The following is a 25,283-nucleotide window of genomic DNA, read 5'->3' on the forward strand; positions in this document are numbered from 1 at the left end:
GTGTCCGGGACGTGGGCGGCCTCCCCCCGGTCCGGTATGTGTGGTTTGATACGCGCGCTGCCACACGGGGGACCGGTCGCTGGTGGGTATTACGGTGAACGTATGAACGATGGCGAGTGGAGGCGACGATGACCGGGCCGAACGATCCGCAGGACCCGCACGGCAACGAGCAGGGACGTGACCCGTGGGCCCCACCCGCGTCCGGCGCCGACCACGCCTCACCGCAGGCAGCTGCACCGCAGTGGGGTGCGCCCACGGGCGACTCCCCGGCGGCTCCGACCCAGCAGTGGGGAAGCGCGCCCGGGGGTGACCCTGCCGCAGCGACGCAGCAGTGGGGTGCCGCTCCCGGCGGCGATGCCGCGGCGCCCACCCAGCAGTGGGGACAGCAGTCGCAGCAGCAATGGGGAGCGGCGCAGCAAGGTCAGGCCGGCGGAGCCGCGTGGGGACCGCCGCAGGGTGGTCAGGCTCCGCAGGCGAACGGACAGTGGGGCCAGCAGCAGCCGCCGCAGTGGGGCGCCCAGCCCGGTCAAGGACCTGGTCCGCAGGGCTGGGGCACTCCTGCGCCGCCTCCCGCGCAGCCCGGGTGGGGACAGCCTCCCGGTCAGCCCGGACCGGCGGGCGGCCAGCAGTGGTCTCCGCAAGGTCAGCCCGGCCAGTCCTGGCAGCAGCCCGGAGTCGGGCAGGGCGGTCAGCCCGCATGGGGTCAGCAACAACAACCCGGTGGCGGTCCCTGGCAGCCGCAGCAGCAACCCGACGGCGCGTCCGGGGGCACTAATTCGAAGCTGCTGTTGATCCTCGGCGGTGTGGGCGCCCTCGTCGTGGTGGTGATCGTCGCGGTGATCGCGTTCATGACCCTCGGCGGGGGCACGACCCTCGATTCCGAGGCCGCGCAGGCCGGTGTCGCGCAGGTCCTCACGGAGTCGTACGGCGCCGAAGAGGTCGGCGACGTCGCGTGCCCCGACAATCAGACGGTCGTGGCCGGTGCGAGCTTCGAGTGCACCCTCACCGTCGACGGGCAGCACCGGTCGGTGACGTTGACCTTCACCGACGACAACGGCACCTACGAGGTCAGCCGACCGAACTGACCGTCTCGAGTCGATGATCGACGGTCCGGCCAGTCCGGCGCAGGGGATCGTGCAGCCGTATCGGCCGAACGACGAACCGGTTCACCGGGGCCTCGCCAGGATGCCCCGTCGTTCACGGCGGGCAGGAATAGCGTTCGACATGTCGGACCCTTCTGTTGTCATGAGGAGATGAGGACCGCATACAAGGTCCGGGCCTACCCGGACCCCGAACAGTCGGCGCTGCTGCGCCGCACATTCGGCTGCGTGCGCGTCGTGTGGAACAAGACCCTCGCCGACCGGCAACGCCGGTACACCACCGAGCAGAAATCGACCTCGTACAAGGAAACCGACGCCACGCTGTCCGAGTGGAAGAAAACCGAGGAGCTTGCGTTCCTCGGCGAGGTGTCCTCGGTGCCGCTTCAGCAGACGCTGCGCCACCAGCACACCGCGTTCCACTCGTTCTTCAAGGGCACCGCCAAGTACCCACGGTTCAAGAACCGGCATTCTCGCCAGTCCGCGCACTACACACGCTCCGCGTTCCGCATCAAAACGGACGGGCAGTGGCTGGCGAAGACCACCGCGCCGCTGCGGGTGGCGTGGTCTTGGCCGGACATCGACCTTGCCACGCTCGACCCGACAATGGTGGTTGTCTCCCGCGAGGCGGACGGCCGGTGGTTCGTGACGTTCGCCGTCGACACGACCGATCCCGCCCCGCTGCCCGAGACCGGCGAATCGGTCGGCGTCGACCTCGGCATCAAGGACTTCGCGGTCCTCTCGACCGGGGAGAAGATCGCGAACCCTAAGCACATGGCCCGACATGAACGCGGCCTGCGGCGTCAGCAGAAGCGCCTGGCCCGGATGCAGAAGGGATCGAACAACCGCGCCAAGCAACGCCGGAAGGTGGCACGCAGCCACTCCCGCGTCCGCGACGCCCGACGCGACTTCCTCCACAAGACCAGTACCGACTTCGCGGCGCGGTTCGACACGATTGCCGTCGAAGACCTCGCCCCGCGCAACATGGTCCGCAACCGCCGGTTGGCGAAGTCGATCAGCGAATGCGGGTGGGGTGAGTTCCGGTCGATGCTCGAGTACAAGGCCGAGCGGGCCGGACGCCGGTTCGTGGTGATCGACCGCTGGTATCCCAGCTCGAAGACGTGCAGTGCGTGCGGGCATCTGCTCGCCGTGCTGTCCCTCGGGACACGCCACTGGACGTGCCCCGACTGCGGCACCCGGCACGACCGGGACATCAACGCCGCGAAGAACATCCTCGTCGCCGCCGGGCTGGCGGAGACACCGAACGCCTGCGGAGGCGATGTCAGACGGCACGGGTCCTCCCGTCCGCAATCGCCGGTGAAACAGGAACTCTCGGATGTGAGTCCGAGAATCCTCGTCCTTCAGGGCGGGGAGTAGTCAAGTCCATTACGCCGCCCACGGTGCGGACCCAGTACTGCTGTGTCTTCCTCCTGAGGGTGCCCGGCTGACCCGCTCGGGGCGGAAGATGCGGCAGCCGCTGCACACCGAACACGTCACAGTGGGTGGAGATGAAGTCCCAGCGGCAGGTCTTCACTTCATCTCCTGTGCGAAATAGGCGGCTGCCCGGCGCAGAATCTCACGTTCGAGCGGCCATTCCTTCTCCGAGCTGCGCAGCCGGGCATTCTCTGCCCGCAGGCGCACCAACTCGTCGGCTGCAGTCTCACTGCCGCCGCCCGCTGCGGCGGCTGAGCCGTGCGCCGAGGCGTTGTCCTTGCGGACCCAGGGTCGCAAGGTCTCGCCGCTGATGCCCAGGTCCGAGGCCACTGCCGTGTAGGTACGGGTGCCGCGAGGCCCCGCTGCGGCACCACGGACTGCAGCGGTCAGGGCCGGTCGAGGTCTGCGAGCCAGTCCCGTATCCGTTCGACTCCTTCCGTGGTCGTCTGCAGCCCGAGAGCCTGGGCATGTTTTCCATCGAGCACGAGAATGCGGTCGGTACGCACCGCCTCCAGCTCGCTGACCGCAGGATTGGACAGAATCGAGTCGAACGATTCTCGTCCGGCACCGAGCAGGTCGACCAGCAGGATCGCGTCCGGTCGTGCCCGAACGAGGTGTTCGGGGTCGGCGAACCCCGTGCGGGTCAGTCCGGTGCTGTCGGCAGCGTTACGGCCGCCGGCACGGGCGAGCAGATCGAGGGTGAAGCCGTTGCCCGCGTTGATCATCGGCCGTCCGGCTTGATTACTCAGGACCAGCACCGACGGACCGGGCCCCGATACCGGGGCGATGTCGGCGAGATCACGCTCGATGTCCGCGGTCAGGACGGTGGCCTGCTCCGACGCTCCGATGGCGGTGCCGATGGTGGTGATGTTGGCCAGCATCTCCTCGACGGTCCGCCAGGAGTTCGGCAGGGTGAGAACCGGCACCGACGATGCTTCGAGCAGAGCGGCCGTATCCGATTCGCCTTCGTGTCGTGGAGTGATGATTGCCAGATCCGGGTCGGTCGCGAGAATCTGCTCGGGATCCGCCGCTCCGTGAGCTGCAAAGGTCGTGCCGACCGACTGCATCACAGGCAGATGATTGGTCAAGGCCGGGCGGGTTTGGGTGTCGGGCACGAGAACGAGCCGATCACCTGCACCGAGCGCAGCGACGGTTTCGGCGACATCGGGCGAGATCGCCGCGATTCGTTGGGGGGCAGCGGGATCGGTGGATGCTTCGGCTGGGCCGGAGACACTCGTGCATCCGGCGAGGAAGCCGATCATGACGACGGCGACGGTGCCGGAGATCAGGCGAGGACGGAACGAGACGGTCATGATGCTCCTGCAGGCGATGGTCCGGGGAAGGCGGTGACGCGGAGTGAACGGGTGGTGCGGTCGTGGTGGATGTGCACCGGCACGCCGTAGACCCGCTCGAGGCGGTTCGGGTCGAGCACGTCGGCGGGAGTTCCTGCTGCCACTATCCGTCCCGCGTGGAGCAGCACCAGACGGTCGCAGTATCGGGCCGCAAGATCGATGTCGTGGAGGCTGACGATCACCGCCGCGCCGCGGTGGTCGTCCGGTGGGGTGTCGGCGTGGGCACGCGCGAGGGTCAGAACGGTGATCTGGTGGGCGAGGTCGAGCGCGGAGATCGGCTCGTCCATCACCAGGACCGGCGCGTTCTGGGCCAGGGCGCGGGCGATGTGCACCAGTTGACATTCGCCGCCGGACAACCGCGTTGCGGGCCGGTCGGACAGATACTCGCATCCCGCACGTCGCAGTGCTGTGTCGACCATCCGGTCGCGGTGTGTAGCGTCGCCGGTCACGAGTGTGCCGAGGGTGACGATCTCCCGGACGGTCAGGTCGAAGTCGAGGCGGGTGTGCTGCGGGACGAGATCGCAGTACCGGCACCGAGCGCGGACAGCAGGGTGGTTTTGCCGGAGCCGTTGGGTCCGATCAGACCGACGACGGTACCGGGTTCGATATCGAGATCGAGTCCGTGCAGCACCGTGCGTGGGCCTCGATCGATGCGCAGTCCGCGCAGCGAGAGCAACGGTGTAGTCACGAGCGGCCTCCGTGGGAGCCGCTGTTACGCAGGACGAGGTAGCCGAAGACCGGTGATCCGATCAGTGCGGCGACCGTGCCGGTCTGCAGGATCACGGGGTCGAACAGCAGGCGGGCTCCGAGGTCGGCGAGGACCAAGAAGGCAGCGCCGGTGAACATCGAGGCCGGCAGTAGCAGGGCGTGACGTGAGCCGAGAAGCAGCCGCACCGCGTGGGGTACCACCAGTCCGACGAACCCGATCACGCCGGCGACGGCGACCGCGGCCCCGGTGACGGCGGCGCCGGTGAGCAACAGCACCAGCTGTTGTCTGCGGACGTCGATGCCCATGCTGGTGGCGGTCCCCTCGCCCAGGAGCAGAGTGTCGAGGGTTCGGTGCCGGCTCAGCAGCACCGCGGTGCCCAGGAGGATCGGTCCGGCGCACAGGGCCACGTCGTTCCAGGTGCGGGCGGTCAGATCGCCGTTGATCCAGAACATCACCGAGCGGACCGCGGAGTCTTCGGGGGCATTCGCGACCAGTGCTGCGGTCAGTGCCGAGCAGAACGATCCGATGGTGACGCCGACGAGGACGAACGTCACCGGGGAGGTGTCCCGTCGCACCCGGGCGACGATCAGCAGCACGAGGGTGGTGATCGCGGCACCCGTGAATGCGCCGATGGGAAGCGTCGCGGCGCCGAGGATCGAGGTGCCGGTGACGAGAACGGCGACTGCGCCGACGGCGGCGCCGGAGGCGACGCCGGTGATGCCGGGGTCGGCGAGGGGGTTGCGGAAGACCGCCTGCATCACGGCGCCGACGACCGCCAGTGCGGCGCCGACGAGCGCGACGACGAGAACGCGGGGGGCGCGGACATCACGGACGAGGGAGGCGTAGGGAATGTCGTTGTCGGTGAACGCTTTCAGGACGTGATCCCAAGGGACGGTGACGGGGCCGAGGGAGATCGCCGCGATCATGACGGTGATCAGAACGAGTGCCGGTGCGCCGATCGTGGCGCTGCGGGTACGTCGACGAGGGGGTCTCGGCGGGTCGGCCGGCTCGGCGGAGTCGGGGTCGACGGTGAGGCTGGTGGGGGGCACGGGGAGTGGGCCTTTCGTGCGCTAAGCTCCGATATCGTCATAAACGATAACAGTTGTCATTAACGTTAAGAGGAGGTGGTGGCGAGATGAGTTCCCTGGGACGGCGTCTCCCCATCTGCAGTTTCGTCCGGGCGAGCGTGATCTCGGCCTGGCTCGGCACGGTCGCGACGTGCCTGATGTACCTTGCCGTCGGGGACATCGCGGCAGGTCCGACCGTTTCGACCCCCTGGTGGATCGCGGGATGCGCTACCGGCGTGATGGCCGCGACTGCCGCCGCGACACCGCTCGTCGACGAGCGTGCCCAGCGCCGCGTCGAGCATGCGGTGCGCGTGGCGTTGCAGCGGCGGATCCTCGCTGCGGACACCGCGATCGCCCGGTCGCAGCTGCCCGCGGCGGGTCGTATCGTGTCCACCGGCACCGACGGCGCCGCCAAGATCGCTGCTCTACGTGGCAGTTTCGTGGCGTCGATCGTGGCAGCGGCCACTGCGCCGCTGATCGTGCTGGTGATCGTCGCCGTGGCGGTGGACTGGGCACTGGCCGCCCTGCTTCTGGTGCTCGTGGTGCTCGCACCCGTGGCGGCCGGTGGTGTTCAGCAGTTGTTCCGGCGCACGTCCGCAGACCACCGCGCCCAGTCGCGGCGACTGGCCGGCGAGTTCCTCGACGCGCTGCGGGGCCTGCGAACGGTGTCGCTGCACGGGCGTACCGCCGAGCAGGCCGCACACCTGGCCGCCGAAAGCGAAGGGCAGCGGCGGACCGTCATGCGCTTGCTGCTGGGCAACCAGGTGGTTCTCCTCGTTACCGACATCGCCTTCTACGGCGTCGTCATCGGTACCGCCACCGCCGCGGCGGTCCACCTCGGCACGACCGGTGACCTCGATGCCGGTCGGGCGCTGGCCCTGATCCTGCTCGCGGTGCTGCTCACCGCACCGATCGACTACATCGGCCAGTTCTTCTACATCGGGATGACCGGTGCCGCAGCGGAAAAGGAGGCCACTGCCCTGATCGGCGAGAGCGGGGCACCGGTCCCGGCGGCGCCGCGCACCCCCCGGACGGCTCCGGTGTCCTGCGCCCTCCGCAACGTCGCTGTGACCTATCCCGGCCGGGAGACGACGTTGTCGGCCGTGACCCTCGACGTCGCGGCCGGTGAAACAGTCGTCCTGACCGGGCCGTCGGGAAGCGGCAAGTCCACGATGCTCGCCCTGCTGTCCGGTGACCTGCGCCCCGATACCGGTACCGTCGAATTCGACGGCGCCCCAGCAGATCCCCGAACATTCACCGCTGTCGTACACCAGAACACCTACCTGTTCACCGGGTCCGTCGCCGACAACCTTCGCCTCGCCTGTCCCGCCGCCTCGGATGCACAGTTGTGGACCGCGCTCGAACGTGCGCACCTGGCCGACGAGGTTCGCGCCCTGCCCCACGGACTGGGTACCGAACTCGGCGAATTCGGTACCGGACTGTCGGGCGGTCAGGCACAAAGGCTCTCACTGGCGCGGGCGCTGCTATGCGACGCTCCCGTGCTGCTTCTCGACGAGGTGACCAGTCACGTCGACTCCCGCTCGGAACTGCTGATCGCAGACACCCTCGCGTCCCTCGCCGGGCACAAGACCCTGGTCCTGGCGACCCATTCCCCCGGCCTGCTCAGCCTCGCCGACCGTACCCTCGACATCGGAGCCCAGCTGTGATCCTCCCCCGCGACACCGGACTCGACAGCGGTAGGTCGATGACCGGATGGCTCCTGGCCTTCGGGCGTCCTGTGGTGTGGCCGCTGGTGATTTCGGCGCTGTGCCGCGTCACCGAACTCACCGCCGGCGCCGCCTTGCTCGGATTCGCGGCCTATACGGCGGTGACCGCCATCTCGACCGGCACCGGATCGCCTGCGACGGCATTCGCTGTCGTCGTGGCCCTGGCGACGCTCAAAGGGTTGTTCCACTATCTCGAGCACTACACCGGCCACTGGGTCGCCTTCCGGGTCCTGGCGATGATGCGAGTGTTCTTCTACGAGCGGCTGGCCGCGCTTGCGCCCGCCGTGAGTTACCGGCATCGCACCGGCGACCTACTCGCCCGCGTCACGCGTGATATCGATCGTCTCGAAGTGTTTTTCGCCCACTCGGTCGTGCCCGCCGTCGCTGCGGTGGTCATGCCGGCCGGTGTGCTCGTGTGGTTCGCCGCGGCGGGCTCTCCGGTGGTCGCGGTCGCGGTCGCCCCATTCTTCGTCGCGCTGGGGGCGATTGTTCCGTTCCTGGGTCGACGGGGCGCACAGCGAGCGGAGTCGGAGACCGTGCGGATCGGGGGCGTGGTCTCGGCGCACCTGGCAGACACGATTGCGGGGCTGCGGGAGGTCACGGCGTACGGCGCCGGCGAGCGGCGGCTCGCCGAACAGGCTGCGTTCGACGACGAGGCCGCGTCCCGGCGTGGGGTGGTGGCCCGGTGGGTCGCCGTGCGCGCGGCTGTCACGCGTGTGACCCAGGTGGCAGTGGTGCTGACGGTCGTCGCGATCGGACATGCTGTCGACGTCGACAGCGCGGTTGTCGCGGCGATGGCTGCGGTCACCGTGGCGACTTTTCCTGCTCTCGCTGCTGTCGAGGGGTTCGCAGCACTGCTCGGCAGTACCCGCTCCTCGGTGCAGCGTGTGCGCGCCATCGCCGACGAGGAGCCCGATACTCCCGACGTGGATGCATCGACCGCATGGATCCCCGGGACGCAGGCTCCGCAGGTTCACCTGGACAATGTCGACTTCGTCCATCCCGGCCGGAGCGGTCGGACGCCGGTGCTGACCCGGACCGAGCTGACGATCCCGGCCGGCGCGACCGTCGGGTTGCTCGGCCCCACCGGCAGTGGCAAGTCGACGATCGGGGCACTGCTCGCGCGGATATGGGATCCCACCGGCGGCCGGGTGCTGTGGGACGGGCACGATCTGCGACACATCCCGCTCGCCGAGCTGCGCCGCCGAGTCACCGTGGTGGACCAGGAGCCGTTCTTGTTGCGTGCCTCCATCGCAGCCAACCTTCGGCTCGCCGCACCGGACGCCTCCGACTCTGCTCTGTGGGACGTTCTACGCTCGGTGGATCTCGAACATACGGTGCGGGCGATGCCCGACGGACTGGACACGAGCGTCGGCGAACGCGGTGCGGAACTGTCCGGCGGTCAACGCCAACGCCTGGCACTGGCGCGCGCACTGCTCCACGACGGTCGGCTCGTCATCGTCGACGAGGGGACCAGCCAACTCGACGAGGGAACCGAGGCACGCGTACTCGATCGCCTGCAGTCGGCGTGGGCGGATCGCACGGTCCTGTGGATCACACACCGCCCGTCCACTCTCCGGCTGTGTGACACTGTGTTCCGGATAGACGCAGGTGAGGTCGTGCCGTGGGGTGACGAAGAGGAGTTGCTCGCAGCGGCGCATCCATGACGTACCCGCGCACCGTTCGATATCTGCCGTGCAGCGTCGTCGACCACCTCGTCTCGTGTGCGACGACGCTGCGGGGTCCGTATCGAGCGAGTCGATACGGACCCCGCGGTGTGCGCGTCAGATGGTGGCTACCGCGTCGGCCAGGACTGCGCGGTGGCGCGAAGCCAGGCCATGTAGTCGGTGTTCTCGGGCAGATTCGCGGTGACCTCACCTTCGGTTTGCACGTTGTAGATCAGCGCACGCACACGCTTGTCGCCGACGAGGGCGAGAGTCTCCGCAATCGCAGCAGGCGAGGGGGCGTTGCCGGCACCGCCGTACGAGTTGTTCACCTCGACTTCAGGTCCTGGGCAAGATGGCGATGGAGAAGATGCTCGCCGGCCTGTCGACTCTCCGCTCCCCGGTCGGCCTCGAACCAGTAGGGAACGACCGAAACATCCTCTGCAACAAGCAAATCTGCCGTGTCACGCAAGTTCCTAGCGATGACCGAAACCGCCCTGCGTCGACTGCACCAGTTGTTACACCAGGGGCAGCGCGTTGTCGGCGCTCCGGATGCTCGTCAGCCGACGCGTCCGGATGTGTGACAGTGGCGACGCGATTGTGCAATTCCTGCTCTTCGGGGGGATCGTGTACCGGTGAGCTTCCATCCCGACACCCCATACGAGGCAGCGGCGGTCGACCGCCCGGCCGTCATCGACGCCGCGCGCCATATCGCCCCGATCGTGCGACGCACCCCGGTACTCACCGCGACGGTCCCCACCCCGAACGGCCCGATCGAGGTGGCGTTCAAACTCGAACATGTGCAGCACGGCGGGTCGTTCAAGGTGCGCGGCAGCCTCAACGCACTCGGCCATGCCCGTGAGAGCGGCACACTGACCGACGCGGGTGTACTCATCGCGTCCGGAGGCAACGCCGCGATCGGTGCCGCGTGGGCCGCGCGATACTGGGACACACCGTGCACCGTGGTCGTTCCCGAATCTGCGCCGCCGGCGAAACTGGAACGGTTGCAGCGGCTCGGTGCGACCGTCCACCGAGTGGGGTCGTCCTACGCCGAGGCCGCCGCACACGCTGCGACCCTCGCCGGTGAGCTCGGTGCCCTGCAGTTGCACGCCTACGACCTGCCCCACATCGTCGCCGGCGCCGGCACCATCGCGCTCGAACTCTCCGAGCAGCTGTACACGCCCCTGGACTATCTCGTCGCGGTCGGTGGTGGGGGCCTGGTCGCTGGAATCGCCGCCGGCGCCCACGACACCGACCTGATCCGCGGGGTCGAGCCCGTTGGAGCCGCAGCCCTGCATCGCGCGCTCGCCGCGGGAACACCGATCGACATCGAGCTCGACAGCATCGCCGCTGATTCGCTCGGTGCGACCCGCATCGGGAACCTCGCGTGGGCGGCGGCGAGCACCGGCCGTATCGACAGCCTCGTCGTCGACGACACCAGCATCGTCGAGGCGCGCCGCTGGTTGTGGGACGAACTGCGCATCGTCGTCGAACACGGCACGGCCGCGGCACTCGCACCCGTTCTGACGGGGGCGGTCACCGCGACCGCGGGCCGGACCCTGTGTGTGGTTCTCTGCGGCGCCAACACCGCGGTGTCCGACCTGGGCTGAGAGATCGCCGCAGATTCAGGCGACGTCGAACCGATCCAGATTCATCACCTTGTCCCACGCCGCCACGAAATCTCGGACGAACATCGGCTGGGCGTCATCGCAGGCATACACCTCGGCGATGCCGCGCAGCTGTGAGTTCGAACCGAAGACGAGATCGACGGCGGTCGCGGTCCCTCGGTGGGCACCGGTGACCCGGTCGCGGCCCTCGTAGACGTACTCCTCGGTGGTCGAGGGCGACCATTCGATACCCATATCCGTGATGTTCACGAAGAAGTCGGTGGTCAACATCCCGGGCCGGCCGGTCAGCACGCCATGAGAGCCTCCGCCGTGGTTGGTGTTCAGCACGCGCATCCCGCCGAGCAGCACCGTCATCTCGGGTGCCGTCAAGGTGAGCAGATTCGCCCGGTCGAGAAGGAGCCGTTCCGGTGGTTGTTTCTCGCCGGCCCGCAGGTAGTTGCGGAATCCGTCGGCCTTGGGTTCGAGCACCGCGAACGACTCCGCGTCGGTCTGATCCTGTGTGGCGTCGGTGCGGCCCGGCGTGAACGGGACCGTGACATTGTGTCCCGCCGCCGTCGCGGCCTGTTCGACGGCGGCGCATCCGCCGAGGACGATCAGATCGGCGAGCGAGACCTTCGTGTCTCCGGTCTGCCCGTCGTCGAATTCCTGCCGGATCCGGTCGAGCACCGCGAGGACCTCCGCCACGGCGGCGGGTTCGTTGACTTCCCAATCCTTTTGCGGTGCCAGCCGCAGGCGTGCCCCGTTGGCGCCGCCGCGTTTGTCGGTGCCGCGGAAGCTCGCCGCGGCCGCCCACGCGGTGGTCACCAGTTGCCGGATCGACAGACCCGAGTCGAGGATCGCCTGCTTCAGCGCGGTGACGTCGCCGTCGTCGACGAGCCGGTGATCGACCGCGGGCACCGGGTCCTGCCACAGTTGCGCCTCGGGAATCCACGGGCCGAGATAGCGGGTGATCGGACCCATGTCGCGGTGCAGCAGCTTGTACCAGGCCTTACCGAACTCCACCTCGAGTTCCTCGGGGTGATCGAGCCAGCGGCGGGTGATCGGACCGTAGATCTCGTCGAAACGCAACGACAGATCGGTGGTGAGCATTACCGGCGGATGCCGCTTCGACGGGTCGTGCGCGTCGGGCACCGCATCGGCCGCGGCGCCATCCTTCGGGATCCACTGGTACGCGCCGGCGGGGCTCGTCGTCTGCTCCCATTCGTAGCCGTAGAGAGTGTCGAGAAACGAGTTGTCCCAGGTCGTCGGAGTCGGCGTCCAGGTGCCTTCCAGGCCGCTGGTGATCGCGTGGGCACCGACGCCGGTCCCGTAAGAACTCTTCCAGCCGAGACCCTGCTGTTCGACCGGGGCGGCTTCGGGTTCCGGACCGACAAGGTCGGCGGGACCGGCGCCGTGGGTCTTGCCGACGGTGTGGCCGCCGACGATCAACGCGGCGGTCTCGACGTCGTTCATCGCCATCCGCCCGAAGGTCTCGCGGATGTCGACGGCGGCGGCGATCGGATCCGGGGTGCCGTTGGGGCCTTCCGGGTTGACGTAGATCAGACCCATCTGCACCGCGCCGAGCGGACCGGCGAGATCCCTTTCGCCGCTGTAGCGTTCGTCGCCGAGCCAGGTGTCCTCCGGACCCCAGTACACCTCGTCCGGTTCCCAGATGTCCTCGCGGCCGAACGCGAAACCGAAGGTCGTGAAGCCCATCGATTCGTAGGCGCAGTTGCCGGCGAAGATGATCAGGTCGGCCCAGGAGATCTTTCTGCCGTACTTCTTCTTGACCGGCCACAGCAGCCGACGGGCCTTGTCGAGGCTGGCGTTGTCAGGCCAGCTGTTCAGCGGTGCGAGCCGCTGTGCGCCCTGACCACCGCCGCCGCGGCCGTCGGCGATCCGATAGGTGCCTGCCGCATGCCAGCTCATCCGGATGAACAGCGGCCCATAATGGCCGTGGTCGGCAGGCCACCACGGTTGCGACGTCGTCATCACCTCGAAGACGTCACGCTCGAGCGCATCGACGTCGAGGGATGCGAACTCGGTCGGATAGTCGAAGTCCGCACCCATCGGGTCGGTGGCAGGGGACTGCGGACGAAGAACGCTCAGGTCGAGTTGGTCGGGCCACCAGTCGCGGATCGTTCGAGGTCGGTGTGCTTTCGGTGTGGGGGAGGGGATCGCCGGGTTCTCGGATTCGCTCTTGGACACGGTGCCATTCCTTCCGGGGTTCGGTGAATGGGACGGTGCTCACGGAGATGGTCGATGAATGCGGGATTCCCGTGACGAGCTTGACCACGCGGCGATACGTTCGCCGCGGAGTCGATGCCCCCGTGAGCGGGTCACCTCTCCATGATGAACCTGTCGCGGGGACGGGTCCAGGAAGGTGCGCGTGGCCTCTCCGAAGGAGCAACGCGCAGCCCGACCGCGTCAACCGGGCTGCTGCTCCAACCGCGTTGCGCGGTACTGGTAGCCGTCCTGATCGGCAACCTGCTCCCAGTCGAGCATCACGGTTGCCCCTACCGGCACCGTGCGAAAGCCCTCGCCGATGATGTTGCTGTAGTGCGCCCAGCATCCGCCGGGTGTCTCATCGGAGTCGATCACTCCCCAGCCCTCCTCGTCGTTCCACATTCGTACAGTGCCGGTCGTGTGGCCGGTTATCCGAGGAACGGTCGGAACCGGCTGTGCAGGTTCGTCGGTGAAATGTTCCTCCTCGATGCTGCCGTCAGGATGGACCGTCCATGCCCGCGCCCCGAAGCCGGATGGTCGAAGGTAAGGCTGTCGGCCGGCCGGCCAGGCCCGCACACATTCGTAATCGAAACCCGACTCCGTCGTGTCGAGCCGGACCCATTCGAACTCGACCGCCTCGCCCTGTGCCAGGTGAGGAAATCCGTCCACTGCGACGGCCGCGAAACTGACGTGACACCCACCGGGTACGTCGTCGCCGTCGATCACGCCCTGCATGCTCTCGATGTCCCAGCTCCGGACCAGTCCTCGACTCGGCATCACTCCGGCACCTTCCTCCTGGCCGGCACCCGTGTCGCCACGGAACGGTGCAGCGTCGAAACTCGACGCGGCGCTCCCGGCAAGTGCGCCGATGACAGCCGACAGCGTGAGTACCGCTGCGGCACCCATAGCCAACCTTGATCTGCGCACGCTGGTTCCTTGTCGCCAGGGATCATCCGACCGTCACCACCGTAAGCGTCGGTTCTGATCAATGGGTCGGTTGTGTTGCTCGTCGACGCCGGCGACGGTGAACCGCCGTGGTGTGGAGCGGATGCGGCCTGGTTGTCGCCCTCGCGGACCGTCGGCCTCGGATTTCCGCGGTAGACGGCAGGCACAGCCACGAGGATCGTCCCCCAGGGGGCGGCGCGCAGGTGAGGAGAATCGGTCGGGCAGACTGACCGGCATGGGTGCCGAGGGGAGCAGGTCGGGGGCGGCGACGCCTGATGTGCGGGCGAGTGCAAACCCGACGATGCCACGACCCGCGTGGCGGATGCCGGTGATCGGCGACGCATTACGGCTCGATCCGAAGCGGCCGGTCCAGCGCGAGATGGAGTTCGTGCGGGAACTGGGCGACGTGTTCGAGATCAGCATCGTGGGCAGCACGCTGATCGTGGTCGGAGGCGGCGACGCTGCGGCGGAGGTGTTCGACGAGTCCCGATTCGCCAAGGCCGTCGTGCCTCCCGTGAGCAATCTGCGCGAACTTGCCGGTGACGGGTTGTTCACAGCGTTCAACCGCGAACCGGCGTGGGCACAAGCCCACAATGTGTTGATGCCGGCATTCAGCCAGTCGTCGATGCGCAGCTACCACGACACGATGACGCAGTGTGTCGATGAACTGTGCGACTACTGGACGGAACAGGCCGAGCGCGGCCCGGCGGATATCTCGTCGGACATGAACCGTCTGACCTTGGAAGTGATCGGGCGTACCGGATTCGGATACAGTTTCGATTCCTTCGACAATCAACGACACGAGTTCGTCGAGGCGATGACGCGGGTGCTGTCGTTCGCGTCGAAGGCTGCGAACGACGTCCCCGTTCTCCGGGAGATTCTCGGCTGGAAGGCGCTGCGGCAGAACCCGAAGGACATCGCCCTGCTGAAGCGTTCGGTCGACGATGTCATCGCCGCGCGTCGTGACGGAACGACACCGAGGCAGGACGATCTGCTCCAGCGCATGCTCGAGCATCCTGATCCCGACACAGGCGAATTGCTGGCGGACCGGAGCATTCGCAACCAGGTGCTGACATTCCTGATCGCGGGCCACGAGACGACGGCGGGGACATTGTCTTTCGCCCTGCACTATCTGTCGCTGAACCCGGAGATGGTGGACAAGGCGCGCGCCGAGATCGAGGCAGTTATCGGGAATGACGGTGCGCCGATACGGTTCGAGCAGGTCGCGAAGCTGCGCTATGTGAGGCGGATCGTCGACGAGACATTGCGGCTGTGGCCGTCGGGGCCCGCCTTCTTCCGTAAGGCACGTGCGGACACGACGCTGTCCGGGTATCCGATCGGGAAGGGCGCCACGATTCTGGTGGTGCTGCTTGGCGACCGTCGGTTGTGGGGTGAGGATGCGGAAGAGTTCGATCCGGACCGGTTCCTTCCCGCTGCCGTGCGTGCCCGGCCTGCACATGCCTACAAGCCGTTCGGGGTGGGTGCGCGTGCATGCATCGGCAGACAGTTCGCGCTGCACGAAGCGGTGCTCGCCCTGTCCCGGATCCTCATGCGGTTCGACGTGGTGCCGACCCCGGGGTACGAGTTGTCGGTGTCCGAGTTGCTGACGATCAGACCGAAGAAGCTTCGGCTGCACCTGCGAGTTCGGTGAATGCGGAGTTCGGTCGCAAGAGTTGGTGAGCTGCCGAGATCGACGGGTCTGCCACTACGCCGGACGCCGACGCCGAGTGGGCTGTCACCTTCAGGGAAGGAGCGCATCGCGCGCTTCGATGTCGACCCGTTCGATGAGGAAGGCCCCGATTTCCGCTGCTACCTCGGCCGGACGTTCGAGGTGCGCCAGATGTCCGGTATCCATTAGGTCGACGCGGCGAACATCGGGACCCATCCCTGCAATGAACTCTGCGATCACCCGAAAGTTCTCCACATCGTCCGCACCGGTGATCAGCAGCACCGGCACGGAACCCTGCGGTCGTTCGATCCTCGGAGGCGCCACACCCGCGTAGGTCATACCGCACCCGGCGGTGTGTCGCCGTGAGCTGCGGCCACAGCGGATCCCAAGTGGAATGATCACCGCCTGCGCCGGGTACGAGGACATGCGGTGAACCTTTCCCGGTGACCTCCGCCCATAATTCGACGCCTGCTGCTGTGATCAGGTGCACTTTCTGCACGTCGTCTCCTTGAACGTAGCGAGCTCACATCGACTGGTCGGAGACGTCGGGTTCGGCGGCGGTGGGTGAGAGTGCGGGGCGGACCCTGGCATGTTCCGCGCGGGCCGCGTCGGCGTCGGACCGCAGTGCGGACAGTTCGACACGGAGCGCAGTGATCTCGGCGCGGAGTTCATCGCCGCGGTCGCGGGCGGCGGTTTCTGCGGCGCGCGCGGTGGCGGACGTGACCCGTGCCTCTTCGAGTGCATCTCGGAGTTCGGCGACGCGGGTCCGTTCGGTGCCGAGATCGGATTCGAGACGGCCGATGGTGGCGGCGTGTCGCTCGGTGTCGGCGCGGGCGCGTTCGACGTCGGTGTCGGCGCGGGCGAGCCGGTCGCGGGTCTCGCCGAGTTCGGTGCGGAGATGGTCGCGTTCACTGGTCGCAGCATCGAGGTGTTCCCGCTGTGTGGCGATCGTCGCGTGCAGTTCGTTCACGGTCTGTTCGTGCTCCGCGACCGCGGCTGCGTGTTCGTCGCGATGTCGACGTAGGGCGTCGGCATGTTCTTCGGTGAGGCGGGCCAGTTCGTCGTGATGTGTGGTCTCGAGTGTGCGGATCTTCTCGGTGTGCGCCGCGCGGGCGTCGGATAGTTCGCGGTCGACGGCCTCGACGGCGGCGTCGGCGTTGTCTCGGTCGTCGGTGGCCTGAGTGAGTCGCTCTTTGAGTCGGGCGATCACGGCGTCGGCATCGGCCTTGACCTTCGCGAGTTCGGTGGCGGCCCGGTGCAGTTGCGCGTCGAGTGCGCCGGGGTCGGTGAGTTTGTCGAGGGCTGCGCTGATCTGCGTGGCGACGGCGGTGTGCTGTTCGATGCTCGCGGCGGTGAGGGCGCGCAGTGCGGTGACTGCGGCGGTGAGGTTCGCGGCCGCATCGAGCGGTGTGGCGGGGTCGGTGAGTTCGGCGAGTTGTTCGGCTTCTTTGCGGCGCCGCGCGCGTTCGCGGTGGGCGCGGACCCGGTCGGCGGGGGAGTCGTACTTCCGGGGTCGGCCGACGCGTGGCTTTTCGGCTTCTGCGCCCGTGGCGGGGTCCACATCCGCAGTTTCGCTCATTCGAGTCCCTTTCGACCGTTTCCAACCATGTTATAAGAGTACATAACATGAAACGAAACACGAAATGAAACTTTATTAAATATCAAACACCCAGTTGGGAAATCTTCGAGCTCCGACCATTGGGAATTATTGTGGCGTTCCGTTACAGATCGAGCACTCATATGCGTAATTACGCATGGAATCGGTTTGATCGTCATAATTCACACTTATGACGATCAAGACTTTTGAGGGTCCGAAAACTGTGCACCCTCGGAGATAGGGCATCGGCGGGCCGCGACGCCCGTCGACCGCCCATCGAAGAGTGCCGCCCGGAACTGCCCTCGATGAACGGCGCTCGGGCCGACAACGCCTACGGTGGGCCGCCGGCCCGAGGGTGGGCCCTCACTTCAGGTGCCGGCCGAAGAACCGGTTAGCCTCGTCGCCCGCGTGCTGTGGAACGCCGGCGTGACCGCCCATATTGGCGTGCAGCGCCTTCTCTGTGGAGCCGAAAGCGTCGAACAGGTCCAACGCTGATTGCCGGTCGTTACCTTCGTCGTCCCATTGCAGCAGGACATGCAGCGGAATGGTGACCTGCCGGGCCTCCTCAACGATGGTGCGGGGCACGAAACTTCCCGCGAACAGCACGGCGGCAGAGATCCGCGGCTCGAGCACCGCCAGCCGGACGCCGATGGCGATCACCCCACCGGAATACCCGACCGGGCCGTCGATCTCGGGCAACGAAAGCAGGACGTCCAGGGTGGCCCGCCATTCCGGGACGGCCTTGTCGACCAGTGGGAGGACGAGCCGGTCGACGATCTCGTCGTCGATCGGCCCGCCGGCTTCCAGCGCCCGGTGCAGGTCGGTTCGGGCCTGATCGGTGGCCGCCGATCGAGGCCGGCTACCGCTCCAGGGCAGCTCGATGGTCGCCGCGGCGTATCCCTCTGCTAGCGCGGCACGCGCCCGGGCCACCAGTCGCGGGTACATCGTGTCCAGTCCTAGTGGAGGATGACCGAGCAGGATCAGCGGGACCGGAGTGGAGGCGGATGCGGCCGTCCACAGGATGCCGGGAATCTCGCCGAGAGTGAATTCGCGCTCGCGGACACCGCCGTCGAGACGATGTTCGGAAGTGAAGTACATGGCCGTGCCTTTCGGGAGTGCTCATGAATGGCGCTCCCGGACGACCTACCGTCCGACCGTGACCCCGGAGGGGAGCACCCATGTCGATCCTGCGTTCACCGGGTACCACCTCCTCGTTCTCTCGCACGGCCTCCGGAAAGTAGCAGTGGCCGCGGCGGCCGGGCAACAGGTTTTGCGAAGGACCGGGAGTCCACTTCGTGACAATCACGCACTGCCACGGCGTTGGGCCGTGGGGGTTCTGCATCTGCACCGAGCGGTATCGTGACCGTCTCCATTTCGTGCCCCGTCGCCTCTAGAGTGACGGACATGCGTGATCAGGGGACCGCGACCGAGCAACCTCCGGCACATCGAGACCGGTTCGTAGGCGATGTGTCCTTGGGCGTTCTGGGAGTGGCAACACTGGCATGGGCGCTGACCTGGTTCATCAACGGCAACGCTTCAGCAGGTATCGCCGGGTGGTTCCTCTCGCCTCTCGCATGCGTGGTCTTGTGGTCCGCGTGTGTGTGGCGGGCGCATCGAGCCGGCACCTCCACTCCGGTGCGTTATCGCTGGGTCCTCGCAGTTGCGGTCGTGTCCCTGCTGCCCTCCGTCGCAGGGTTCTTCGGTCCCCTGTTCGCCGTCGCGCTCGTGGTACTGGCCCTGGCAATTCCGGAGCGATCGACCACGATGAGCGCGATTGCGGCAGTGGTGCTCGTCGCGAACCTGCTGACCGCGACGGAGCTGGGCCGGACACTCGGGGTTGGCACCATCGACACCGTGTTCGGCTTTGTTGCGATGGGAATCGGTATCGCTGGTGTGCTCATCGCAGTCTGGGGCCTGAACGGAGTCGCCCGCCACGTGCGACCGTGTTCTGACCAGACATGAGCCCGCCGCCCCAGCGATAATGTTGCGGCAGGAGAGAACTGAGCGCCTCTGTTCGGAGCATGTGCCGTGCGCATCGGTCGGCGGTCCTCAATTGGGCTGCTGCTCTATCCGAGTCGCGCCGTACCGGTAGCCGTCCTGATCGGTGACCTGTTCCCGTCTCGAGACGGGAACACTCGAACTCGACCTGCTGGCCCCGCGCCAGGCCCGGAAACCCGTCCACCGCGACCGCCACGACACTGACGTGGCACCCAGCTGGACGGTGTCACTGTCGATCACGCCATCCTGCGCTCGAGGTCCCAGCTGCGGACTACTCCTGGACTCGGCACCGAACCGGTTGCCTCCCCGCTGTCACCGGCACCATCACCAATGGCGATAGATGCGCCGTCGGAATCGGACGCGGCGCTACCGGCCGATGCCCCGACTGCCGCCGCCGTTGCCAGCATTGCTGCGACAGCTACGACCAAAAGCGTCCTGCGCACCACAAATTCCTCGAAATCGGTGGCGATCTGTCAACGGCGAGTGACGTCCGATTCTGCCCCACTTTCCGTGACCAGCAGGCCAGGGCCCAGGCAACGAGAACTATGATGGCTTCTATATAGAACGTGATTCATCCTCGACGCCGACGCATCGGGTACAGCAATGGATCACGGTCTCGGCGTCCTCGAGCAAACGATGGATCCACCTCGAACGTGGCACGCGGAGTTCGCATTGTCCTGAGTTGGAGGCCTGCCGCCGCTATGCTCACGGCGTGGCCTTCCTGTATGCAGCCCAATTATCGCCCACCAAGCCGGAAGTAATCGCCGCCTGGCTGTCGTCCGCCGACTACTACCCGGGAACGACGCCTGTGCTCGAGCAGGTCGGTGCGTACCGCTTCGACGATCCCGACGGTGAAGTCGGGATCGAAATCCATCTGGTGCGCGACGCGGACGGGTCCGTCTTCCAGGTGCCGTTGACCTACCGCGGGGCACCGCTGCCGGAAGCGCGACCGGTGGGGGAGATGGAGCATTCGGTGCTCGGGCACCGCTACATCTACGACGCCACGACCGACCCCGTCTACGTCGGGCAGTTGCTTGCCACCATCGATGGTGCCGGACGTGAAGCCGAGCAGTTCGTACACGTCGACGGCACGGAGCCACGGAAAGTCGAGAACACGGTGCACGTCCGGGGCACCGGGTCCGGATCGGGGGTTGTTCCGACGGTCACCGAGCTACGGACAACCGCTGCCGGAACCGACACCGTGATCGAGGCGGGAGATACGACGGTCGTGGTGCACCACCGCCCGGTCGACACCGAACCGACCGGCCCCGCGCTGGTCGGTGAATGGAACACCGGCCGAGCGCTTCTCGCGCACATCCGATAGGCGAGACGCCGGAACATAGTCCAGACGCCGGAACACGGGCGGCAGCCGCGCCGTGTGTCCGGGCGCCGGGGGGACTACCGGGTCAGCCCCGTGATCTCGTGCGGGCCTGTCCGATCGTCGTCGTTGTCGCCGCTCAGGATGCCCTTCTGCAGCGCCCCGAACACGGCCAGGCCCTGCCCGACCATGCCGGAGATGGTGTCGTTGACACCTTCCTGACCGTTGAGGATGGTCAGGTTGGAGTTGGCCAGGCCCTTCGCGGCGGCCTCCACGATGAGCGGCAACTGCTCGATCAGCGTCTGATCCAGCGCGACACGACCGTTGGAGGCGGCGGCCTCGGCCAGGATCCGAATTTCTTCCGCCTTCGCCTTCGCCAGGATCTCGGTCTCGCGGGCCTTCGCCTCGGCCGGCTTGATGACCTCGCTCTGCAGCTGCTTCTCCCGCAGTTCCGCCTGTTTGATGGCCAGTTCCGACTGCGCCTCGAGGACCTCGCGCTGCGCGGTGGCCTGCGCGAGCGGTCCGGCCTGCGCGGACTCCGCCTTTGCGCGGTCGGTCTCGGCCTGGATCTCCGATTCCTTGATCGCAGTCTCGCGTGTGTATTCGGCCTGACGGCGCCGGGATTCCTGCTGCGCTTCGGCGGAGGCCCGATCTGCTTCGGCCTGCGCGATCTTCGCTTCCCGCTCCACCTGCGCGAGGTGCGGTGCGCGCAACGAATCGATGTAGCCGGAGCCGCAGTCGTCGATGGACCGGATCTGCATCGAATCCACGATCAGACCCATGCGGCCCATCTCCACGTTGGAGCTGTCGAGCACCTGTGAGGCGAGGACTTCACGCTGACGGATGATCTGTTCGACCGTCATCGAACCGATGATGGACCGCAGGTGACCGGCGAAGATCTCCCCGACGGTGCCGGCCATCGCACCTCTCTGGGAGGACAGGAAACGCTGTGCGGCGTTGACGATCGATTCGTTGTCGTTGCCCACCTTGAATGCGACCACCGCGCTGACGGACAGTTCCACCCCTTGGGTGGTCACGCAGGTTTCCTTGATGAGAGCCTCGTGCAGGTCCAGCGACAGGATGTCTGCTTTACGCAGGACGGGGATCACGAACGCACCCTGACCGGTGACCACACGGAACGGTGCCCCGTCGCCCCCTCGACTCCCACCGGAAATGAGTAGGGCCTCGTTGGGGGCAGGTACTCGATATCCGAACATTCGATCTCCTTTTCGTCAGGTACTGCCTGTCTCACGTTCGAAGTTCAGATCCAGCCACGGCTCGACGTCCAGGGCACGACCACCGCGGCTGCCGACCACCAGGACGGTGGACATAGTGGGAAGCGGCCCCGTGGACCATGCGGTGTAGGTTTCGCGGCCACCACGAATCGTCAATTCCACTTGTCCGGGTCCGTCGGCACCGCGGGTGGCCAGGGTGAGACGTCCGATCGTCCCGATCGGATTCTGGTCGCTCATGCGGGTCACTGTCCGGCGAGGGCCGCGGTGAGCGACCCGACGGACCGTTCGACACCCCACCGCTGCGCGAGCGCGGTCAACGCGTCCGCATCGGCCGGCGACGACGGCAACTCGTCGGATTTCGAATGTTGCACCGGCGCGTCGGTCGCGACCCGTATCACCGGCATCGCCACATCGAGGTAGTCGGAGGCGGCGACAAGTTTGCTGCGGAGGCCTTTCGCCATCGACGTCGACCCGTCGAGCGCCGCTGCGCGCACCGCGGCGAGCGACCCGTACTGCATGAGCAGTCCGGAGGCGGTCTTGTCTCCGATGCCTTTGACGCCGGGCAACCCGTCCGACGGGTCGCCGCGCAGCGCCGCGAGTTCGGCGTAGGCGGCGCCTGCCCGGTCCAGAGGCACTCCGTATTTGTCGGCGACCAGCGCCGGGTCGTACAACTCGGCTTTCGCCAGGCCTCGACCCACATACAGCACCCGCACGGGTACCGGACTGTCGGTGACGACCTGCAGCAGATCCCGGTCGCCGCTGACCACCACCACCGGATCGGTGCGTTCGGTGGCGGCGAGGGTGCCCATCACGTCGTCGGCTTCGAAACCGTCGGCGCCGCCGGTGGCGATGCCCGCGGCGGCGAGGATGTCGAGGATCACCGGAATCTGCGGGCTCAGCGCGGGCGGGACGTCTTCGACGGTGCCGTCGAGAGAGTCGGCAGCGACGCGATGCGCCTTGTAGCTGGGCACCGCCGCGACCCGGAACGCGGGCCGCCAATCCAGGTCCAGGCAGGCGACCATCCGGGCGGGGCGATGACGGCGAATCAGCGTCGCAACCATGTCGACGAACCCGCGGATCGCGTTGACGGGGGTGCCATCGGGGCCGGTGAGGGAATCGGGCACGCCGTAGAACGCGCGGAACCACAAGCCGGCGCTGTCGAGCAGCAACAGCGACGGCGCCGGGGTGTCGGGTTCGGTCACGGACCTCATCCTGCCATCCACCGCCGGGCATTAGGCTCGACGGCATGAGCACCGCTGAGTCCCGCTTCCCCGCCGTCCGCTACGGAGCCCGACTGCGCCGCGCCGCCGAACTCGGCGCCGCCGCCGGACTCGATGCACTCCTGATCACCCCCGGCCCCGACCTGCGGTATCTGATCGGGTCCCGCGCCGAATCCTTCGAACGACTCACCTGCCTGGTGATCCCCACCGACGGATCGACCGCCGCGGTCGTCGTGCCACGTCTGGAACTGGCGTCGCTGACCGAGTCCGCCGTCGCCGAACTGGCACTTCCGGTGCGCGACTGGGTGGACGGGCAGAACCCGTACTCGATCGTCGCGGAGCTTGTTCCGGGCGGTGAGAAGATCGCGGTCGCCGATGCGATGCCGGCGCTGCACCTGGTGCCGCTCGCCGCCACCTTCGACTGTGTCCCGGTGCTCGCCACGTCGGTCATCCGGGAACTGCGCATGATCAAGGACAGCGACGAGATCGAGGCATTGCGCCGCGCCGGCGCTGCCATCGACCGGGTGCACGCCCGGATGGGTGAGTGGCTGCGCCCGGGCCGCACCGAAGCGCAGGTCGCCGCGGACATCTCCGCCGCGATCCTCGCCGAGGGCCACACCGAGGCCGCGTTCGTGATCGTCGGGTCGGGTCCGCATGGCGCCGACCCGCACCACGAGGTGTCCGAGCGGGTCATCACCGCCGGAGACATCGTGGTCATCGACATCGGGGGGCCGGTCGAGCCGGGCTACAACTCCGATTCGACCCGCACCTACAGCATCGGCGACCCGGATCCCGCGGTGGCCGAGAAGATCGCGCTGCTCGAGGCCGCACAGCAGGCCGCGGTCGACGCCGTGAAACCGGGCGCGCGCGCCGAAGACATCGACGCCGCAGCCCGCGATCTGCTCGCCGCCGAGGGCCTCGCCGAGGTGTTCGTGCACCGCACCGGGCACGGCATCGGTCTGTCGGTGCACGAGGAGCCGTACATCGTCGGCGGCAACACCGAACTGCTGCGGGCCGGCATGGCGTTCAGCATCGAGCCGGGCATCTACTTTCGCGGCGAATGGGGTGCCCGTATCGAGGACATCGTCATCGTCACCGACGCCGGGTGCGAGTCGGTCAATCGGCGTCCGCACGGGCTGACGGTGTTGCCGGGCTGATGCTCGGCTCAGCACGGTGAAACCCGTGGTGGAGAAGCAAGGCAGACCGTCACAATGCGTTTAGTGCGATATTATCAACTGCACAGAACGCATGTGGAGGTATGTGATGCACCCCGACGCAGCAACACCGGAAGACGTGGCGATGGCCGTCGCATCCGACCTGGCACAGACTCGACGCAATGTCACCGCGCTCGGCACAGCGATCCGCGCAGCACATCTGACAGCGGCATCGCCCGCGTTGGCGCGGGCAGTGCAGGCCCAACAGAATCTGTATGACCGCATCGACGCGGAATTCGGCCTACTCACCAGCGCGCAGGCCGCTGACCGGATGAGCTCTCGTGCCGTTGCCCGGCGGAACGCGGCCACGGCAGCCCGCAGCGAGGGGCGGTTACTCGCGCTGCGACGCGGAAAATATCTGCTGTACCCGGCCTTCCAGTTCGCGGCGGTCGGCATCCTGCCCGTGATCGCAGCGCTCCGCGACATCGGGGATCAGCACGGCTGGGATGAGGCGAGCCTGATCGAATGGATGATGGCGCCGACGACCTACCTCGGTGGTGATCGGCCCGTGGACATCATCAATGATGCCGACCAGCTCCTGGCGGTCGCCACGGAAGCTTTCGGAGTCTCCTGGTGAATGCGGCCGGCGCGCCGCCGCAGCCGTTCGACGCCGACACCAACCCCCTAACTGCAGGTCAACGCCTATATCGGGTACACAACAACACTCGCACGGTCGGCGAGTTCAATCACGGATTCGGCAGCCGAACCCGATTCGCATTTTTCGGCAGACCCGCGGTGCCGGTCCTGTACGCCGCTGATACAGAAGAGGCAGCGCTGGCCGAGTCCTTGCTGCACGACATTCCAGTAAGCGGTGGCGTCCTCCCGTATGCCGCATACGCGAACACAGTGATGGGGAAGATCGAGGTGACCCGCAACCTGCGGCTCGCCAATTTGCGTGGCCTCGGCCTGCGTCGCCTCGGCGTGGAGGCCCGGCATGTCACCGATACCGAGGCCAGTGAATACCCGCGCACCGTGCTGTGGGCGGAGGTTGCCCACGCTGCGGGCTTCGACGGGCTGGCGTGGACCTCCCGCACATGCAACGACACCCGGGCTGTCGTCCTGTTCGGCGACCGCTGCAGCAACGCACTTCGACAGGACAGCTCGTTCGGCCGCATCTTCCAGTCCGGCCCCGGCCTCGACTGGCTCATCGAGACCTGCAGCCCGCTGCACGTCGACGTCCTGCCGCCGGCGCCGAGATGACCCC

At 67.2% G+C, this 25,283-nt stretch carries 24 protein-coding genes and 2 pseudogenes; 12 read left to right on the forward strand and 14 right to left on the reverse strand.

Going from position 1 to position 25,283, the window contains the following annotated elements; translation table 11 throughout:
• The first annotated feature begins 128 nt into the window (after window positions 1–128).
• Both ACFWCF_RS06275 and ACFWCF_RS06280 read left to right on the forward strand, forming a co-directional pair.
• Window positions 129–1,085, forward strand: coding sequence for a DUF4333 domain-containing protein (locus ACFWCF_RS06275; protein ID WP_378558540.1), 957 nt, complete (start codon window positions 129–131; stop codon window positions 1,083–1,085).
• A gap of 168 nt (window positions 1,086–1,253) precedes the next feature.
• A complete protein-coding gene (locus ACFWCF_RS06280) occupies window positions 1,254–2,474 on the forward strand; it encodes an RNA-guided endonuclease InsQ/TnpB family protein (protein ID WP_378558543.1) in 1,221 nt (406 codons plus the stop codon).
• Window positions 2,475–2,568: 94 nt separating this feature from the next.
• On the opposite strand, the pseudogene ACFWCF_RS06285 reads toward ACFWCF_RS06280, so the two are convergent.
• The 5 genes and pseudogenes from ACFWCF_RS06285 to ACFWCF_RS06305 all read right to left on the reverse strand — a co-directional run.
• A pseudogene (locus ACFWCF_RS06285) lies at window positions 2,569–2,882 on the reverse strand (transposase); the annotation flags it as partial.
• A 35-nt stretch (window positions 2,883–2,917) separates the two neighbouring features.
• A complete protein-coding gene (locus ACFWCF_RS06290) occupies window positions 2,918–3,844 on the reverse strand; it encodes an ABC transporter substrate-binding protein (protein WP_378558546.1) in 927 nt (308 codons plus the stop codon).
• Entirely contained in the window at window positions 3,841–4,368 is a 528-nt protein-coding gene (locus tag ACFWCF_RS06295; RefSeq protein ID WP_378558682.1) for an ABC transporter ATP-binding protein, read from the reverse strand. Before ACFWCF_RS06295 ends, ACFWCF_RS06290 begins: the two co-directional genes overlap by 4 nt.
• Window positions 4,365–4,571, reverse strand: a complete 207-nt coding sequence (locus tag ACFWCF_RS06300) for an ATP-binding cassette domain-containing protein (protein ID WP_378558548.1) — start codon at window positions 4,569–4,571, stop codon at window positions 4,365–4,367. The genes ACFWCF_RS06295 and ACFWCF_RS06300 overlap by 4 nt, the downstream gene beginning before the upstream one ends.
• A complete protein-coding gene (locus tag ACFWCF_RS06305; RefSeq protein WP_378558551.1) occupies window positions 4,568–5,641 on the reverse strand; it encodes a FecCD family ABC transporter permease in 1,074 nt (357 codons plus the stop codon). The genes ACFWCF_RS06300 and ACFWCF_RS06305 overlap by 4 nt, the downstream gene beginning before the upstream one ends.
• 86 nt (window positions 5,642–5,727) lie before the next feature.
• On the opposite strand from ACFWCF_RS06305, the gene ACFWCF_RS06310 reads away from it, so the two are divergent.
• The gene (locus tag ACFWCF_RS06310) at window positions 5,728–7,326 is read left to right on the forward strand and encodes an ATP-binding cassette domain-containing protein (protein WP_378558554.1); all 1,599 of its coding nucleotides are present in this window, start codon (window positions 5,728–5,730) and stop codon (window positions 7,324–7,326) included.
• Window positions 7,323–9,053: a thiol reductant ABC exporter subunit CydC gene (cydC, locus tag ACFWCF_RS06315; protein WP_378558557.1), complete on the forward strand. Its 1,731-nt coding sequence runs from the start codon at window positions 7,323–7,325 to the stop codon at window positions 9,051–9,053. The genes ACFWCF_RS06310 and cydC overlap by 4 nt, the downstream gene beginning before the upstream one ends.
• Before the next feature lie 128 nt (window positions 9,054–9,181).
• Here the strand turns inward: cydC and ACFWCF_RS06320 are convergent, their stop codons facing one another.
• The gene (locus ACFWCF_RS06320) at window positions 9,182–9,382 is read right to left on the reverse strand and encodes a hypothetical protein (RefSeq protein ID WP_378558560.1); all 201 of its coding nucleotides are present in this window, start codon (window positions 9,380–9,382) and stop codon (window positions 9,182–9,184) included.
• On the opposite strand from ACFWCF_RS06320, the pseudogene ACFWCF_RS06325 reads away from it, so the two are divergent.
• Together ACFWCF_RS06325 and ACFWCF_RS06330 are read left to right on the forward strand one after the other, a co-directional pair.
• Window positions 9,300–9,559: pseudogene (locus ACFWCF_RS06325) on the forward strand (IS256 family transposase); the annotation flags it as partial. The gene ACFWCF_RS06320 and the pseudogene ACFWCF_RS06325 overlap by 83 nt on opposite strands.
• 126 nt (window positions 9,560–9,685) lie before the next feature.
• Window positions 9,686–10,660, forward strand: coding sequence for a serine/threonine dehydratase (locus ACFWCF_RS06330; protein ID WP_378558563.1), 975 nt, complete (start codon window positions 9,686–9,688; stop codon window positions 10,658–10,660).
• Between the two features lie 15 nt (window positions 10,661–10,675).
• Here the strand turns inward: ACFWCF_RS06330 and katG are convergent, their stop codons facing one another.
• On the reverse strand, window positions 10,676–12,865 hold the full coding sequence (gene katG, locus ACFWCF_RS06335) for a catalase/peroxidase HPI (RefSeq protein WP_378558566.1): 2,190 nt from the start codon (window positions 12,863–12,865) through the stop codon (window positions 10,676–10,678).
• Between the two features lie 219 nt (window positions 12,866–13,084).
• Window positions 13,085–13,789 carry a cold-shock protein gene (locus tag ACFWCF_RS06340; protein ID WP_378558569.1) on the reverse strand — a complete coding sequence of 235 codons (705 nt, stop codon included), beginning with the start codon at window positions 13,787–13,789 and terminating at the stop codon, window positions 13,085–13,087.
• A gap of 340 nt (window positions 13,790–14,129) precedes the next feature.
• Between ACFWCF_RS06340 and ACFWCF_RS06345 the strand changes: the two genes are divergently transcribed.
• Entirely contained in the window at window positions 14,130–15,479 is a 1,350-nt protein-coding gene (locus tag ACFWCF_RS06345) for a cytochrome P450 (protein WP_378558571.1), read from the forward strand.
• 90 nt (window positions 15,480–15,569) lie between these two features.
• On the opposite strand, the gene ACFWCF_RS06350 is transcribed toward ACFWCF_RS06345, so the two are convergent.
• The 3 genes from ACFWCF_RS06350 to ACFWCF_RS06360 form a co-directional block, all read right to left on the reverse strand.
• The gene (locus ACFWCF_RS06350; RefSeq protein ID WP_378558574.1) at window positions 15,570–15,923 is read right to left on the reverse strand and encodes an alpha/beta fold hydrolase; all 354 of its coding nucleotides are present in this window, start codon (window positions 15,921–15,923) and stop codon (window positions 15,570–15,572) included.
• 97 nt (window positions 15,924–16,020) lie between these two features.
• Window positions 16,021–17,076, reverse strand: a complete 1,056-nt coding sequence (locus ACFWCF_RS06355) for a hypothetical protein (RefSeq protein WP_378558575.1) — start codon at window positions 17,074–17,076, stop codon at window positions 16,021–16,023.
• A 381-nt stretch (window positions 17,077–17,457) separates the two neighbouring features.
• Entirely contained in the window at window positions 17,458–18,192 is a 735-nt protein-coding gene (locus tag ACFWCF_RS06360) for an alpha/beta hydrolase (protein ID WP_378558578.1), read from the reverse strand.
• A gap of 306 nt (window positions 18,193–18,498) precedes the next feature.
• On the opposite strand from ACFWCF_RS06360, the gene ACFWCF_RS06365 reads away from it, so the two are divergent.
• Both ACFWCF_RS06365 and ACFWCF_RS06370 read left to right on the forward strand, forming a co-directional pair.
• The gene (locus ACFWCF_RS06365) at window positions 18,499–19,056 is read left to right on the forward strand and encodes a hypothetical protein (protein ID WP_378558580.1); all 558 of its coding nucleotides are present in this window, start codon (window positions 18,499–18,501) and stop codon (window positions 19,054–19,056) included.
• 748 nt (window positions 19,057–19,804) lie between these two features.
• Window positions 19,805–20,416, forward strand: coding sequence for a hypothetical protein (locus ACFWCF_RS06370; protein ID WP_378558582.1), 612 nt, complete (start codon window positions 19,805–19,807; stop codon window positions 20,414–20,416).
• A gap of 74 nt (window positions 20,417–20,490) precedes the next feature.
• Here the strand turns inward: ACFWCF_RS06370 and ACFWCF_RS06375 are convergent, their stop codons facing one another.
• From ACFWCF_RS06375 to ACFWCF_RS06385, 3 genes are read right to left on the reverse strand one after another with little or no spacing between them, the layout of a single operon-like run.
• The gene (locus ACFWCF_RS06375; protein WP_378558585.1) at window positions 20,491–21,627 is read right to left on the reverse strand and encodes a flotillin family protein; all 1,137 of its coding nucleotides are present in this window, start codon (window positions 21,625–21,627) and stop codon (window positions 20,491–20,493) included.
• A gap of 15 nt (window positions 21,628–21,642) precedes the next feature.
• Complete coding sequence (locus ACFWCF_RS06380; RefSeq protein WP_378558587.1) at window positions 21,643–21,882, reverse strand: hypothetical protein; 240 nt, start codon at window positions 21,880–21,882, stop codon at window positions 21,643–21,645.
• A 5-nt stretch (window positions 21,883–21,887) separates the two neighbouring features.
• Window positions 21,888–22,856: a 5'-3' exonuclease H3TH domain-containing protein gene (locus ACFWCF_RS06385; protein ID WP_378558590.1), complete on the reverse strand. Its 969-nt coding sequence runs from the start codon at window positions 22,854–22,856 to the stop codon at window positions 21,888–21,890.
• Between the two features lie 35 nt (window positions 22,857–22,891).
• Between ACFWCF_RS06385 and ACFWCF_RS06390 the strand changes: the two genes are divergently transcribed.
• The 3 genes from ACFWCF_RS06390 (at window position 22,892) to ACFWCF_RS06400 (ending at window position 25,279) form a co-directional block, all read left to right on the forward strand.
• Entirely contained in the window at window positions 22,892–24,022 is a 1,131-nt protein-coding gene (locus tag ACFWCF_RS06390; RefSeq protein ID WP_378558593.1) for a M24 family metallopeptidase, read from the forward strand.
• A gap of 106 nt (window positions 24,023–24,128) precedes the next feature.
• Entirely contained in the window at window positions 24,129–24,656 is a 528-nt protein-coding gene (locus tag ACFWCF_RS06395) for a hypothetical protein (RefSeq protein ID WP_378558595.1), read from the forward strand.
• A complete protein-coding gene (locus ACFWCF_RS06400) occupies window positions 24,653–25,279 on the forward strand; it encodes an RES family NAD+ phosphorylase (RefSeq protein ID WP_378558598.1) in 627 nt (208 codons plus the stop codon). Before ACFWCF_RS06395 ends, ACFWCF_RS06400 begins: the two co-directional genes overlap by 4 nt.
• Window positions 25,280–25,283: the final 4 nt, after the last annotated feature.

Origin of the sequence: Rhodococcus sp. NPDC060090, from assembly GCF_042729855.1 — a bacterium.
Lineage (GTDB): Bacteria > Actinomycetota > Actinomycetes > Mycobacteriales > Mycobacteriaceae > Rhodococcus.

Excerpts from the sequence above, each read along its gene's own strand:
- ACFWCF_RS06275 (WP_378558540.1), top strand. The coding sequence starts at position 129 with ATGACCGGGCCGAACGATCCGCAGGACCCGCACGGCAACGAGCAGGGA.
- ACFWCF_RS06280 (WP_378558543.1), top strand. The coding sequence starts at position 1,254 with ATGAGGACCGCATACAAGGTCCGGGCCTACCCGGACCCCGAACAGTCG.
- ACFWCF_RS06290 (WP_378558546.1), bottom strand. The coding sequence starts at position 3,844 with ATGACCGTCTCGTTCCGTCCTCGCCTGATCTCCGGCACCGTCGCCGTC.
- ACFWCF_RS06310 (WP_378558554.1), top strand. The coding sequence starts at position 5,728 with ATGAGTTCCCTGGGACGGCGTCTCCCCATCTGCAGTTTCGTCCGGGCG.
- ACFWCF_RS06340 (WP_378558569.1), bottom strand. The coding sequence starts at position 13,789 with ATGGGTGCCGCAGCGGTACTCACGCTGTCGGCTGTCATCGGCGCACTT.
- ACFWCF_RS06345 (WP_378558571.1), top strand. The coding sequence starts at position 14,130 with ATGCCACGACCCGCGTGGCGGATGCCGGTGATCGGCGACGCATTACGG.
- ACFWCF_RS06350 (WP_378558574.1), bottom strand. The coding sequence starts at position 15,923 with ATGTCCTCGTACCCGGCGCAGGCGGTGATCATTCCACTTGGGATCCGC.
- ACFWCF_RS06355 (WP_378558575.1), bottom strand. The coding sequence starts at position 17,076 with ATGAGCGAAACTGCGGATGTGGACCCCGCCACGGGCGCAGAAGCCGAA.
- ACFWCF_RS06360 (WP_378558578.1), bottom strand. The coding sequence starts at position 18,192 with ATGTACTTCACTTCCGAACATCGTCTCGACGGCGGTGTCCGCGAGCGC.
- ACFWCF_RS06365 (WP_378558580.1), top strand. The coding sequence starts at position 18,499 with ATGCGTGATCAGGGGACCGCGACCGAGCAACCTCCGGCACATCGAGAC.
- ACFWCF_RS06375 (WP_378558585.1), bottom strand. The coding sequence starts at position 21,627 with ATGTTCGGATATCGAGTACCTGCCCCCAACGAGGCCCTACTCATTTCC.
- ACFWCF_RS06380 (WP_378558587.1), bottom strand. The coding sequence starts at position 21,882 with ATGAGCGACCAGAATCCGATCGGGACGATCGGACGTCTCACCCTGGCC.
- ACFWCF_RS06385 (WP_378558590.1), bottom strand. The coding sequence starts at position 22,856 with ATGAGGTCCGTGACCGAACCCGACACCCCGGCGCCGTCGCTGTTGCTG.
- ACFWCF_RS06390 (WP_378558593.1), top strand. The coding sequence starts at position 22,892 with ATGAGCACCGCTGAGTCCCGCTTCCCCGCCGTCCGCTACGGAGCCCGA.
- ACFWCF_RS06395 (WP_378558595.1), top strand. The coding sequence starts at position 24,129 with ATGCACCCCGACGCAGCAACACCGGAAGACGTGGCGATGGCCGTCGCA.